Below are 12605 nucleotides of genomic sequence, written 5' to 3' on the forward strand. Positions count from 1 at the left end.
ATGATCGAAGACCTCGACCTCGCCCCCGTGGTCGCCGAACAGCCCGACCCGCTGCTGTTCGCGACCGTCTCCGGAGCCCATCTGTACGGCTTCCCCTCGCAGGACTCGGACGTGGACCTGCGGGGCGTCCATCTGCTCCCGGCGGCCGATCTCGTCGGGCTGCGCGAGCCGGAGGAGACCCGCTCGCGCACCTGGGTCCGCTACGGCGTCGAGCTGGACCTCGTCACCCACGATCTGCGCAAGTTCGTGCGGCTGATGCTGCGCCGCAACGGCTATGTGCTGGAGCAGCTGCTCTCGCCGCTGGTCGTGCACACCGGTGACACACACCGCGAGCTGGCCGCGCTCGCCCCCGGCGTCCTCACGAGCCACCACGCCCACCACTACCGGGGGTTCGCGGTGACCCAGTGGCGGCTGTTCGAGAAGACCGGCGAACTCAAGCCGCTGCTCTACACGTTCCGGGTCCTGCTCACCGGCATCCACCTCATGCGCAGCGGCGAGGTCCAGGCCCATCTGCCCACCCTCCTGGAGCAGATCGACGCCCCCGGCTATCTGCCGGAGCTGATAGCCGCCAAGGGCGAGCGGGAGCACGGCGCCGCCGATGTCCCGCACGCGCGCGTGGAGGCCGATGTGGAGCGCCTGCACGCCGTGCTGGACGAGGCCCAGTCCGCCTCACCCCTGCCCGACGCCCCCGGCGCGTACGACGCCTTGCACGACTTCGTGATACGTGTGCGTCTGCTGGGCTGAGTTTCGGCGTGTGCGGTGGAGGAAGTCGGCGACTCGGGTGTGGTCCGGCTGGGGTGGGAGGGGGGTGTGGTGCAGGGCCTGCTCTGTCTGCGTGCCCAGTCGGGCCATCTGCGCCTCGACCTCGGCCCACGGGACCTCGCCCCGTTTCACCGCGAGCAGCGCCTCGCGCCGGTCGCCGACATCGATCCGCAGCTCCCCGGTGCGCAGCAGGTCGCGGGCGCTCATCAGCAGGCGCAGCAGATGCATGGCGTGCTTCCAGCGGGGGGCGCCCGTCGTACGGACGTCGGCGTCGAGCTTCTTGCGCTGGCCGAGGGCATAGCGGGTGAAGGTGTCGTAGGCCCGTCGGGAGAGGAAGGCGTCGCGCAGGGACAGCAGCTCCCGGCCGGTGTCGTCGATCCGCTCCACCAGCGGGGAGTGCAGGCACTCCAGGATGTTCGGGTTGCCGCGCAGCGCCAGCTCGCAGAACCGCTCCAGCTCCCAGGAGAACTGCTCCTCGCCCGGCCCGTCCACATGCGTCGGCGGCTTCTCGAACCGCCAGAACAGGGCGGTGGGGGCGAGGAACACACCCCGCCGGTCGGTGTCGCTCGTGTCCGTCGCCAGACCGAAGGCCCGCGAACCCATGACACAGGAGTAGACGGTGTGGTCGCGTACCAGGGTCTCGGGCTGCATGCCGGGAGCGTACGCGGGCCCCTCAGGCCAGACGGATCGAATTTCCCTTCACCGTGATCGACTTCTTGGGGAGCGGCCTGGTCGCCGGGCCGTGGGCCACCGAGCCGTCGGCGATGTGGAACTTGCTGCCGTGACACGGGCAGTCGATCGTGCCGCCCGCGACCGTGTTCACCGTGCAGCCCAGGTGCGTGCAGATCGCCGAGAAGGCCTTGAAGTCGCCCTCGGACGGCTGCGTGACGACGACCTTCTGATCCTTGAAGATCTTGCCGCCGCCCTCCGGGATGTCGCTGGTCTTGCCCAGATCCCCGCCGGTGTCTCCGTCGGCATTGCCGCCACACGCCACGACGGGTGCGGCGACGGCCGCCGCGCCCGTCGCCAGAACCGTGCGTCTTGTCGCGCCCTCGATCATGTCATCCTCCGCATATGTAAAGAAACAGGTAGATATCGGACTCCTCGCATCGTCTCAGCGATCGGGCGAACCGCACCTTGCGCGCGCTGGCTGACTACGCTGGACGGACCAACAAGAGATCCGCATCTCAGCAGGGAGCAGCGCCGTGGCGGTACGAGCGGTCCGGGGGGCCGTCCAACTGGAGCGGGACGAGGCCGGGCACATGGACGAGCAGGTCGGAGCCCTGATCACCGCGGTCCTGGAACGGAACGGGCTGGGCACCGACGATCTGATCAGCATCTGGTTCACGGCCACGCCGGACCTGCACAGCGACTTCCCGGCCGCCGCCGCCCGCAAGCTCGGCATCGTCGACGTGCCGCTGATCTGCGCCCAGGAACTGGACATCGAGGGCGCCATGCCCCGGGTCGTACGGCTGCTCGCGCACATCGAGTCGGACCGGTCCCGCGACGACATCAACCACGTCTACCTGGGCGCCGCGGCCGCCCTGCGCAAGGACATCGCCCAGTGAGAACCGCACTCGTCATCGGCACCGGCCTCATCGGCACCTCCGCCGCCCTGGCCCTCGTCCGGCGCGGCGTCACCGTCCACCTCGCCGACCATGACCCCCAGCAGGCCCGTACGGCCGCCGCGCTGGGCGCCGGCACCGACGAGGCCCCCGAGGGCCCCGTCGACCTCGCGATCGTGGCCGCCCCGCCCGCACATGTGGCCGGCGTGCTTGCCGACGCCCTGCGCCGCGGCCTGGCCCGCGGCTATGTCGACGTGGCCAGCGTCAAGGGCGGCCCCCGCCGCGAGCTGGAGGCGCTCGGCCTGGACCTGTCGTCGTACATCGGCACCCACCCCATGTCCGGCCGTGAGAAGTCCGGCCCGCTGGCCGCGACAGCCGACCTCTTCGAGGGCCGCCCCTGGGTGCTCACCCCGACCCGGGACACCGACACCGAGGTGCTCAACCTCGCCCTGGAGCTGGTCTCGCACTGCCGTGCCGTGCCGGTCGTCATGGACGCCGACGCCCACGACCGCGCCGTCGCCCTCGTCTCCCACATGCCCCACCTGGTGTCCAGCATGGTCGCCGCGCGCCTGGAGCACGCGGAGGAAGCCGCCGTACGGCTGTGCGGGCAGGGCATCCGGGACGTGACCCGGATCGCCGCCTCCGATCCGCGCATGTGGATCGACATCCTGTCCGCGAACCCGGGCCCGGTCGCCGACCTGCTCTCCGACGTCGCCGCCGACCTGGGCGAGACCGTCGAGGCCCTGCGCGCCCTGCAGTCCTCCGACGAGGCCAAGCGGCAGCAGGGCACCGCCGGCGTCGAGGACATGCTGCGCCGCGGCAACGCGGGCCAGGTGCGGGTGCCCGGCAAGCACGGCAGCGCGCCGCGTGCGTACGAGACCGTCGTCGTCCTCATCGACGACCAGCCCGGCCAGCTGGCCCGCATCTTCGCGGACGCCGGACGGGCCGGGGTCAACATCGAGGACGTGCGCATCGAGCACGCGACCGGGCAGCAGGCCGGCCTGGTCCAGCTCAGCGTGGAGCCCAAGGCGGCACCGGTGCTGAAGGAGGCGCTGCGGGACCGGGGCTGGGCGCTGCGGCAGTGAGGGGGCCGCATGCGTCCGGACGAGTGACCCGCACCCAGTAACCTTGTGCGGGGCGCTCTCGCTCCCCCTACCCGCCCGCACCGCACCAGGAAGGTGTCCCTCCGTGGAAAACGGCGCCGCCTTGACCGCCCAGCCCGTGATCGTCGCGATCGACGGCCCCTCCGGCACGGGCAAGTCGAGCACGTCGAAGGCCGTGGCCGCGCAGCTCGGCCTCAGCTACCTGGACACCGGCGCCCAGTACCGGGCGATCACCTGGTGGATGGTGAACAACGGCATCGACCTGGAGGACCCGACCGCCATCGCCGCCGTCGCGGGCAAGCCGGAGATCGTCTCCGGCACCGACCCGGCGCACCCGACCATCGTGGTCGACGGTGTCGACGTGGCCGGCCCGATCCGCACCCAGGAAGTCACCTCCAAGGTCAGCGCCGTCAGCGCGGTGCCCGAGGTGCGCACCCTGATCACCGAGCTGCAGCGCTCGATCGCCGCCGGCGCGGAGTACGGCATCGTGGTCGAGGGCCGGGACATCGGTACGACCGTCCTCCCGGACGCCGACCTGAAGATCTTCCTCACCGCCTCCCCGGAGGCCCGCGCGGCCCGCCGCAGCGGCGAGCTGAAGGGCGCCGACATCCACGCCACCCGCGAGGCGCTGATCAAGCGGGACACGGCCGACTCCAGCCGCAAGACCTCGCCGCTCGCCAAGGCCGGCGACGCGGTCGAGGTGGACACCACCGACCTCACCCTCGCCCAGGTCATCGAGTGCGTCGTCACCCTGGTCGAGGAGAAGCGGGCGGGGAAGTGAGCCGTCCGTCAGCTCCTGCGGAGAAGCTCCCTTCGCTGCGGGGCGCCGAGGTCGGCCGGCGCATCGGCGTCGGCCTGATGTACGGGCTGTGGAAGCCGCGCGTGCTCGGCGCCCGGAAGGTGCCCGCCACCGGTCCGGTGATCTTCGCCGTGAACCACTCCCACAACATCGACGGCCCGATGGTCATGGGCGTGGCACCCCGGCCGACGCACTTCCTGATCAAGAAGGAAGCCTTCACCGGCCCCCTGGACCCCTTTCTGACCGGCATCGGCCAGCTGAAGGTGGACCGCGCCACCGCCGACCGCACGGCCATCACCCGGGCCCTCGGTGTGCTGGAGGCCGGGGGAGTGCTGGGTATCTTCCCGGAGGGCACCCGCGGCGAGGGCGACTTCGCCTCGCTGCGCGCCGGGCTCGCCTACTTCGCGGTACGCAGCGGGGCGCCGATCGTGCCCATCGCCGTACTGGGAAGTTCCGAGGTTCCGGGACGGTTGATAAAGGCGCTGCCCCCGCTGCGCTCCCGGGTCGACGTCGTCTTCGGCGACCCCTTCGACGCGGGCGACGGAACCGGGCGGCGTACGCGCACGGCGCTGGACGAGGCGACCGAGCGCATCCAGAAGCAGCTCACCAGCCACCTGGAAAACGCCAGGCGCCTGACCGGGCGCTAGGCTCCACATGAGTAGTGGATCAGCCGGGAGAAACCGGGCCGATTCACCGACCACCACGAATGAACGACGAGGTACGGACTTCATGAACGACGACATCCAGCCCGGCGACTCGGCTGAGCACGAGTACGACCACGGGGCACTCGGCGACGCCGAGTACGCGGAGTTCATGGAGCTTGCCGCGGAAGAGGGCTTCGACATCGAGGACGTCGAGGGCGCCATCGAGGCGGCGGGCCATGGTCCGCTGCCCGTGCTCGCCGTCGTCGGCCGCCCCAATGTCGGCAAGTCGACCCTGGTGAACCGGATGATCGGCCGCCGCGAGGCGGTCGTCGAGGACAAGCCCGGCGTCACCCGCGACCGTGTCACCTACGAGGCCGAGTGGGCCGGCCGCCGTTTCAAGGTCGTCGACACCGGCGGCTGGGAGCAGGACGTCCTCGGCATCGACGCCTCCGTGGCCGCCCAGGCCGAGTACGCGATCGAGGCGGCCGACGCGGTCGTCTTCGTCGTGGACGCCAAGGTCGGCGCCACCGACACCGACGAGGCGGTCGTACGGCTGCTGCGCAAGGCCGGCAAGCCGGTCGTGCTGTGCGCCAACAAGGTCGACGGCCCGAGCGGCGAGGCCGACGCGGCCTACCTGTGGAACCTCGGCCTCGGCGAGCCGCACCCCGTCTCCGCCCTGCACGGCCGCGGCACCGGCGACATGCTGGACGCCGTCCTGGAGGTCCTGCCGAACGCGCCCGCGCAGACCTTCGGCACCGCCGTCGGCGGCCCGCGCCGCATCGCGCTGATCGGCCGCCCGAACGTCGGCAAGTCCTCCCTGCTGAACAAGGTCGCGGGCGAGGAGCGCGTCGTCGTCAACGAACTGGCGGGCACCACCCGCGACCCGGTCGACGAGCTGATCGAACTCGGCGGTGTCACCTGGAAGTTCGTCGACACCGCCGGTATCCGCAAGCGGGTCCACCTCCAGCAGGGCGCCGACTACTACGCTTCGCTGCGCACGGCCGCCGCGGTGGAGAAGGCCGAGGTGGCGGTCATCCTGATCGACGCGTCCGAGAACATCTCGGTCCAGGACCAGCGGATCGTCACCATGGCCGTCGAGGCGGGCCGAGCGGTGGTCCTCGCCTTCAACAAGTGGGACACCCTCGACGAGGAGCGCCGCTACTACCTGGAGCGGGAGATCGAGACCGAGCTGGGCCAGGTGGCGTGGGCCCCGCGGGTGAACGTCTCGGCGTACACCGGCCGTCACATGGAGAAGCTGGTCCCGGCCATCGAGACCGCCCTCGCCGGCTGGGAGACCCGCGTCCCCACCGGCCGGCTGAACGCCTTCCTCGGTGAGCTGGTCTCCGCCCACCCGCACCCCATCCGGGGCGGCAAGCAGCCGCGCATCCTGTTCGGCACCCAGGCCGGCACCAAGCCCCCGCGGTTCGTCCTCTTCGCCTCCGGCTTCATCGAGGCGGGCTACCGCCGCTTCATCGAGCGCCGGCTGCGCGAGGAGTTCGGCTTCGATGGCACCCCGATCCATATCTCGGTGCGGGTGCGCGAGAAGCGCGGCACGAAGAAGAAGTAACGGCGGTACGACGTGAAGGGCGGCCCCTGGAGATACCGGTCCAGGGGCCGCCCTTCACCGTTCGCCGGTCACATGCCCCGGCGCGGTCCGGGAGGCAGCGCCGCCGGAACGTGGTGCATCCCGGTGTCCTCGTGCTGCCGCCCCAGTGTGCCGATCCGCTGCCACTGCGACTGCTGCCGCGCGCTGTACGCCCCCGCGCTGTAGGCGCTGTACGAGCTGCTGAACGACCCCGCGCGGGGGCCGCCGTAGGAGCCCGTGCGGTCCGGAAGCTGACCGAACGGGCTGAACCTCAGCCCCTCCTCTCCGCTCCGGTCGCCCGGCAGCGTGCGGAAGGCCTTGACCCACTCCGCGTAGAGCATGTCGTAGATCGGCGTGGCCGAGGCCCCACCAGCCCCTTCCTGCCCCGTCCGCGCGGACGGGATGGGGGAGAACAATGACCGGCGGGGAGGAGTGTCGTATCCGTGCACGTATGTGCAAACGACGGCACCCTTAAAGAGATGCGGTCCTGCGACATGCCTTTAGGGGCGCGGGGGACTGCGTGACAAGCAGCAACGCGCCCGCGGCCGCCCTTGTGCAGTAGCCCCGCGCCCCCCTGGGCGCGAAGGTCACGTACCCGCGAGAGGAAGCGCCGCCCCGACCAGCTTCCCGGCCGCGGCCGCCTTGTCGAGAGACCCCCGCAGCAGGTCCTCCCGCGGCTGCCGTCCGATCGACCCCACCGGCGCCGCGAACATCAGCACCTGCTGGTGCTTGTTCGCGGCGGCCCGCCAGCCGTCCGTCACCTGCAGCGGCTGATGCGCCTGCCACCAGGCGACCGGCTGCCCGCCGCCCGCCGAGGGCTGCAGCACCGCATGCAGCTGCCCCATGGCGAGCAGCACCGACCAGCCGTGCAGCACCGGCGGCACGGACGCCAGCTCGGTCACCGGCATGAACCCCTGCTCGATGAGGAGTGGAAGGAAGTCGTCACCCGACCCGGTGGAGCCGGGGCGCACGATCGCCGAGGTCGGCTCGACGACGAGCGCGGGGTGCAACTCGCCCTCGATCAGCACGAGTCCGCTGGTCACGCCGAGCACCGCCTGCTCGGGCGTGGTCTGCTGTGACGCGCCCGCGACGGCGCCGCCGGCCACACCGCCGATGGACCGGACGGCGCCCCGCAGCTGCTCCTCGGTGACCTGGACGACCTGCGAGGGCAGGCAGCTGGCATGGGCGAAGGCGAGCACGGCGGTCTCGTCGCCGACGAACAGTACGGTGCTGGTGCGCTCCTGCTCGGAGTCGCCCGGGGTGCGGCAGGAGGTGCAGTCGTAGCTGCCCGGTGCGTTCTCTCCGGCGAGCAGCCGGTCGGCTTCTTCGTCGCCGATCTCGGCGCGTACGGCGTCACTGACGTCGAGCATGCGCGGCACGGTGGCTCCCTCGGGATGCGCTGCTGGGTCGGCCGGGTGGCTCCCGGCCGATGAGTCCCGGGGTTCCGGGCTCATGAAGAAGACAACGGACGTCCTGTGGTGGGGGTCACGCCCCGAGGACAACCGGTTCGAACCAATCAGCGCACTCGGTCACATCATGTGCGGAATCCGCTACTCACGGTCAACTCGTTGCCAAGTCAAGGAACTTGAAGAGGTGAAGTGGCTCACAGGTGGCCTCGGTGGCTGGTCGACAAATCCGAAAATTATCGGATGTAGTGGGTGGCCGAAAATCGCCGATACCCTCGGTAACAGGCAACTGGCCTCGAATGACAGGGAGTTGGTTGATTCCAGCCGCTCGTCCTCCCTACATTCCTCCGCCGTGTGCAACGAGCACCGCTCGGGTACGACCACCGTCCGGCACCGGCAGAGCAGCAACGCCGGCACCGGCACGGCGGACGGGGCGGGCACGGCGAACCGCGCTCCTGCGCGACGAGGCGTGCGCCGCCTGGGGGAACCCGGGTTCGTGGAGAGGGAATTACATGTCCGAGTGTGCCGATACCACCCGCAACACCGCCCGTCCCGACGGCGCCCGCAAGGGCCGTACGACGGCCGCGCTCGCCGGAGCCGCCCTGCTGGCCCCGCTGGGACTGCTGGCCGTCACCGGCAACGCCGCAGCGGCGGACAACGGGGTGTGGGACCGCATCGCCCAGTGCGAGAGCGGCGGCAACTGGCACATCAACACCGGCAACGGCTACTACGGCGGGCTCCAGTTCTCCGCCGGCACCTGGCGCGCGTACGGCGGCTCCGCCTACGCCCCGACGGCCGACCAGGCCTCCAGGAGCGCGCAGATCGCCGTCGCCACCAGGGTCCAGCAGGCCCAGGGCTGGGGCGCCTGGCCGGTCTGCTCGGGCCGCGCCGGAGCCTATGGCGCCGCCCCCGCGGCGAACCACACCGGTTCCTCCGGCACGACGGCCTCGAACGGCGGCGCGACGACGAAGTCAGCCCCGGCCGAGTCCGCCCCGACGACGTCCGCTTCGACGCATTCCGCCCCGGCGAGGACGTCGGAACGCCCGGCGGTCCACACCGGCCGCGGCGGCGACGCCCGCGGTGACTACACCGTGCGCGAGGGCGACACCCTGAGCGCCATCGCGGCCCGCCACGGAACCACCTGGCAGCGGATCTACGCCGCTAACAAGAAGGTCATCGGCGACGACCCGAACCTGATCGTGCCCGGCCAGCGCCTCGCGCTCTGAGCCCCGCCCGGTCCGCCCACGACAGCCGCTGTCCCCGCCGAGGGCAGCGGCTGTCCGCGTCCCCGCGCATCCCGATGAGCCCGGTTCCGGACCGCCGCTCCGGCGGGCATGTGTGGAATACGTGAAATTCCCATGCGGCGTCAGCTGCCCTGGCGTGGCACCGGATTGGGCGGGGAATCCTGATTCCCGGGTCCCGCCCGGATCCCCGTTCCGGCCCTTTCCGCCGGGTAATGAGAAGGAGTGATCCGGGGCCCGTGAATTCCGTTGGATTCCTCCGGCGAGCCCAACGGAAACCCCCGTACGTGTGACGGAGTTCGAAGGGAACGCGGCCCGGGAGCTGTGACAGAAGTGTGACCGTAGTCGGATACGACTCTTACCCGGCCGCGCCCCGGCTTCCGCCACCGCCGGTTGCCGCCTAGCGTGGCGGCATGGCACCGATTCCCACTCCGCCAGCGGAGCCCCAGGACAGTCCGGACGGGTACGTCGGCCTCGACGCCGCGAACGCCGAGCGGCTCGCCCGGCAGCGAGGCTGGTCGACGGTACGGTCGCTGCCACCGGACGCGATCATCACCATGGAGTACCGGACGGGGCGGCTGAACTTCGAGGTGCGCGACGGCCGGGTGGCCCGCGCCTGGAAAGGCTGACCGCCGCGCCGGCCGGTCGCCCCGCGAGGCCCGTCCCAGGGACGGCGAAGGCCCCGCTCCCGGTCGACGGGGAGCGGGGCCTTCGCCTGTGCCGCAAGGGTGGTGTGCGTACCGGACCCCGCCGTGCGAGCCGTCAGCCGCCGGTCAGGGGGCGGGCCGGCTGGGCGGTGCCGCGCGGGAGGCGGTCGGCGTGCGGCGGGCGGCGGCTGCCCGCCGGGGTGACCGGGGTGCGCTCCGAACGGGCCGTGTGCGGTCCCGGGGCCAGATGCGCCATCCCCCGGGAGGCGCGCGTCGTGGCGACGGGCTCGCGCGCCGGGGTCGTCTGCTCGGCGGGTGCGCCGCGCGGCCTGAGCACCACCGGTGTGACCGGGACGGCCGGTTCCGGCACGGGCCGGCCACGGCGGGCGCGGAAGCGGTCGCGCAGATCGAACAGCGCGGTCTCGGCCCTCGCGATCAGCGGTTCGAACCACGGCAGGGCGAGCAGGATCAGCAGGCCCGCGGCCCAGCCCAGCAGCACGTCGCTCAGCCAGTGCGTACCGAGGTAGACGGTGGTGAGGCCGACGCCCAGCGCCGTGATCGCGGACAGCGCCGACAGCCAGCGGCGCGCTCTCGGGGTGGAGGCCAGATAGGCCAGGATGCCCCAGGTCACGACCGCGTTGGCGGTGTGGCCGCTGGGGAATATATCGCCGCCCAGGCCCATCTCGTTCGAGCCGATCACGGTCGCGTAGTGCGGACCGAGGCGCCCCATCCCGAGTTTGGCGGCGCCGACCGTGATGTTCAGCAGGAGCAGGGAGGCGGCCAGGGTGAGCAGCGGACGCAGGGTGTGCTGCCGCCAGGAGCGCCAGCCGAGCCAGGCCGCGACCATCACGGCGGTGGGGCCGCGCTGGCCGAGCACCACGTAGTAGTCGAGGAAGGCGTGGATCTGCGGCCACTGCTGGTACGGCCGGAAGAACATGACCTGCCAGTCGAGCCGGACCAGCCAGGACGTGATCACCACGGCCCACACGATCGCCAGGTAGAAAGCCAGGGTCGCGGTGAAGAGAACGACCCGGTGGCGGCTCATCCTTGGCACATCGATGTGGGCCGGTCGTTCCGGCTCACGGTCGAGTCTGGCGAACACCCGGTCCAGACGCCGGGTGAGGTTTCGTTCGGTACGCACCCAATCGACGTTACAGCGAGTGAGCTGTGAACCCCGTCGAAACAGCGTCTTTGTGATGACGATGTGATGTGGCAAACCTCTCAAGGGCGGTCCGAATTCCAGGGATTCCGCAATCTCGCGAGGCCGTTCCGTTCAATTCCTTTGATCATGCCGGGCGTTGTTTATATGGGGCTTATGAATGCGTTAACCCGGCCCTGGCACGGATTTTTCCGGTGCGTCATCGGCCGTCGATGTTGATCATGGAGGACCGGAACCGTTCAGCCAGAACGCGCCGTAGATCGCCGAGCCGATCGCCAACACGGCGATGACCAGCACGGATCGGCTCGTACGCAGCCGGGCGAGGGAGCAGGCGAGCGGGAACAGTACCGGGAAGGCGGGCATCAGCAGCCGCGGCTTGGAGCCGAAGTAGCTCGACGCGCACAGGGCGAGCGCGAGGACGACACCCGTGTACACCAGGAGTTCCACCGGCTGGCGCCGGCGGATGCCGATCACGTACAGCCACAGCAGCAGGGCGACCCCGACGATCAGGCTGACCCCGGCGAGAGCGGCCGGAAATGACGTGAACTTGTCGGCCACGAAGCGTGCGAATGCGTAACCCCCGTCGAAACCGTTGCGCCATCCGGCCTGCACGTCCAGGTAACCGAACAGCCCCCGCCCGGTCCGCCGTCCGACCCAGAGCACATAGCCGGCGGCCCCGAGCGGCGCGATGACCATGCCGAGGGCCACCCGTGCGCGGGGGGCGGCGGGTGGTGCGGGGGTGGTGTGAGAGGTGACGGATGGTGCGGGGGTGGCGGGAGTTGTGAAGGAGGTGGAGGGGGCGTGAGAGATGGCGCCCTCGGTTTCCCGCGCGCCGGGCGTACGCGACGTGCTTCTGTCTCGCACGAACGAGAGCACGCCCGCCACCCACACCGCCGCGACGACCGCCGCCCCGACCGGCCGGGTCAGCCCCGCCAGTGCGGCCAGCGTGCCGGCGCAGACCCATCGGCCGGTCAGCAGTGCGTACAGCGACCAGGCCGCCAGTGCCGTGAACAGCGACTCGCTGTACGCCATCGACTGCACGATCCCGACCGGCAGCACGGCCCACAGCAGTACGGCGCAGATCCCGGCGCGGGGGCCGTACACCCGGTCGGCGACCGCGAAGATCCCGCAGGCCGCGGCGAGCGAGGCGAGCAGGCTGACGACGAAACCGGCGTCCGCGTACGACAGCGGCGTCACCGCGTGCAGCGCCCGCTCCAGCCAGGGCAGCAGCGGGAAGAACGCCAGGTCGGAGTGCACGTCGCCGTTCGGCAGCCGTACCTCGTAGCCGTACCCCGGCCCGGCGACCCGGGTGTACCAGAGCGAGTCCCAGCGCGCGGTCAGCAAGGTGTACGCGCTCTTGCCGCGCGCGGCGCTCCACACCGCCAGCACGACCAGCCCCAGGGCGCGGACCGCCGCATAGCCCAGGAGGGCCGGGGCCGCCCGGCGCGGCAGCGGGGCGCGGGGTGGAGCCGCGCGCGTTTCAAGATCGGTCACGGACTCGATTATCGACCGGCGGTGGAACCGGACCGGCCGCCGGGGCGTGGTCGAGGGAGAGCGCTGTGGCGTACGCCACACGGGTTCGGTCCTGCGTGTGAGAGGTCCGCCACGTGTCCCCGAGGCGAACTCGCGTACGCTGACGAGTCACCCGCGTGGGTTTGCGCGGGCCGGAGACCCCGCTCCTCTCCGGCCGTACG

Annotated in this window: 14 protein-coding genes; 8 read left to right on the forward strand and 6 right to left on the reverse strand. The window is 71.2% G+C overall.

The genetic code is table 11. The annotated features are described in order from the left end of the window. Nucleotides 1-744 carry a nucleotidyltransferase domain-containing protein gene (locus AB0L75_RS28730; protein ID WP_365186384.1) on the forward strand — a complete coding sequence of 248 codons (744 nt, stop codon included), beginning with the start codon at nt 1-3 and terminating at the stop codon, nt 742-744. Here AB0L75_RS28730 and AB0L75_RS28735 read toward each other — a convergent pair. Together AB0L75_RS28735 and AB0L75_RS28740 are read right to left on the reverse strand one after the other, a co-directional pair. Then, complete coding sequence (locus AB0L75_RS28735; RefSeq protein WP_365186387.1) at nt 670-1413, reverse strand: nucleotidyltransferase domain-containing protein; 744 nt, start codon at nt 1411-1413, stop codon at nt 670-672. The genes AB0L75_RS28730 and AB0L75_RS28735 overlap by 75 nt on opposite strands. 22 nt (nt 1414-1435) lie before the next feature. Next, complete coding sequence (locus tag AB0L75_RS28740; RefSeq protein WP_365186390.1) at nt 1436-1822, reverse strand: Rieske (2Fe-2S) protein; 387 nt, start codon at nt 1820-1822, stop codon at nt 1436-1438. Between the two features lie 145 nt (nt 1823-1967). Between AB0L75_RS28740 and aroH the strand changes: the two genes are divergently transcribed. From aroH to der, 5 genes are all read left to right on the forward strand, one after another. Further along, on the forward strand, nt 1968-2330 hold the full coding sequence (gene aroH, locus AB0L75_RS28745) for a chorismate mutase (protein ID WP_365186392.1): 363 nt from the start codon (nt 1968-1970) through the stop codon (nt 2328-2330). Further along, entirely contained in the window at nt 2327-3412 is a 1086-nt protein-coding gene (locus AB0L75_RS28750) for a prephenate dehydrogenase (protein WP_365186395.1), read from the forward strand. Before aroH ends, AB0L75_RS28750 begins: the two co-directional genes overlap by 4 nt. 103 nt (nt 3413-3515) lie before the next feature. Continuing rightward, nucleotides 3516-4211: a (d)CMP kinase gene (gene cmk / locus AB0L75_RS28755; RefSeq protein WP_365186398.1), complete on the forward strand. Its 696-nt coding sequence runs from the start codon at nt 3516-3518 to the stop codon at nt 4209-4211. After that, on the forward strand, nt 4169-4876 hold the full coding sequence (locus AB0L75_RS28760) for a lysophospholipid acyltransferase family protein (RefSeq protein ID WP_365186401.1): 708 nt from the start codon (nt 4169-4171) through the stop codon (nt 4874-4876). Before cmk ends, AB0L75_RS28760 begins: the two co-directional genes overlap by 43 nt. An 82-nt stretch (nt 4877-4958) precedes the next feature. Continuing rightward, nucleotides 4959-6440: a ribosome biogenesis GTPase Der gene (der, locus tag AB0L75_RS28765; RefSeq protein ID WP_365186404.1), complete on the forward strand. Its 1482-nt coding sequence runs from the start codon at nt 4959-4961 to the stop codon at nt 6438-6440. 68 nt (nt 6441-6508) lie between these two features. Here the strand turns inward: der and AB0L75_RS28770 are convergent, their stop codons facing one another. Together AB0L75_RS28770 and AB0L75_RS28775 are read right to left on the reverse strand one after the other, a co-directional pair. Further along, entirely contained in the window at nt 6509-6907 is a 399-nt protein-coding gene (locus AB0L75_RS28770; RefSeq protein ID WP_365186407.1) for a hypothetical protein, read from the reverse strand. Nucleotides 6908-7045: 138 nt separating this feature from the next. Beyond that, the gene (locus AB0L75_RS28775) at nt 7046-7837 is read right to left on the reverse strand and encodes a hypothetical protein (RefSeq protein WP_365186409.1); all 792 of its coding nucleotides are present in this window, start codon (nt 7835-7837) and stop codon (nt 7046-7048) included. Between the two features lie 539 nt (nt 7838-8376). On the opposite strand from AB0L75_RS28775, the gene AB0L75_RS28780 reads away from it, so the two are divergent. Together AB0L75_RS28780 and AB0L75_RS28785 are read left to right on the forward strand one after the other, a co-directional pair. Next, the gene (locus AB0L75_RS28780; protein WP_365186412.1) at nt 8377-9090 is read left to right on the forward strand and encodes a transglycosylase family protein; all 714 of its coding nucleotides are present in this window, start codon (nt 8377-8379) and stop codon (nt 9088-9090) included. Between the two features lie 428 nt (nt 9091-9518). Beyond that, entirely contained in the window at nt 9519-9734 is a 216-nt protein-coding gene (locus tag AB0L75_RS28785) for an I78 family peptidase inhibitor (RefSeq protein ID WP_365186415.1), read from the forward strand. Between the two features lie 133 nt (nt 9735-9867). Here AB0L75_RS28785 and AB0L75_RS28790 read toward each other — a convergent pair whose 3' ends face one another. Continuing rightward, nucleotides 9868-10893: a phosphatase PAP2 family protein gene (locus AB0L75_RS28790; RefSeq protein ID WP_365186418.1), complete on the reverse strand. Its 1026-nt coding sequence runs from the start codon at nt 10891-10893 to the stop codon at nt 9868-9870. 237 nt (nt 10894-11130) lie between these two features. After that, the gene (locus AB0L75_RS28795; protein WP_365186420.1) at nt 11131-12405 is read right to left on the reverse strand and encodes a glycosyltransferase family 39 protein; all 1275 of its coding nucleotides are present in this window, start codon (nt 12403-12405) and stop codon (nt 11131-11133) included. Nucleotides 12406-12605 lie beyond the last annotated feature (200 nt).

Source organism: Streptomyces sp. NPDC052101 (assembly GCF_040680235.1).
Classification (GTDB): Bacteria; Actinomycetota; Actinomycetes; order Streptomycetales; family Streptomycetaceae; genus Streptomyces.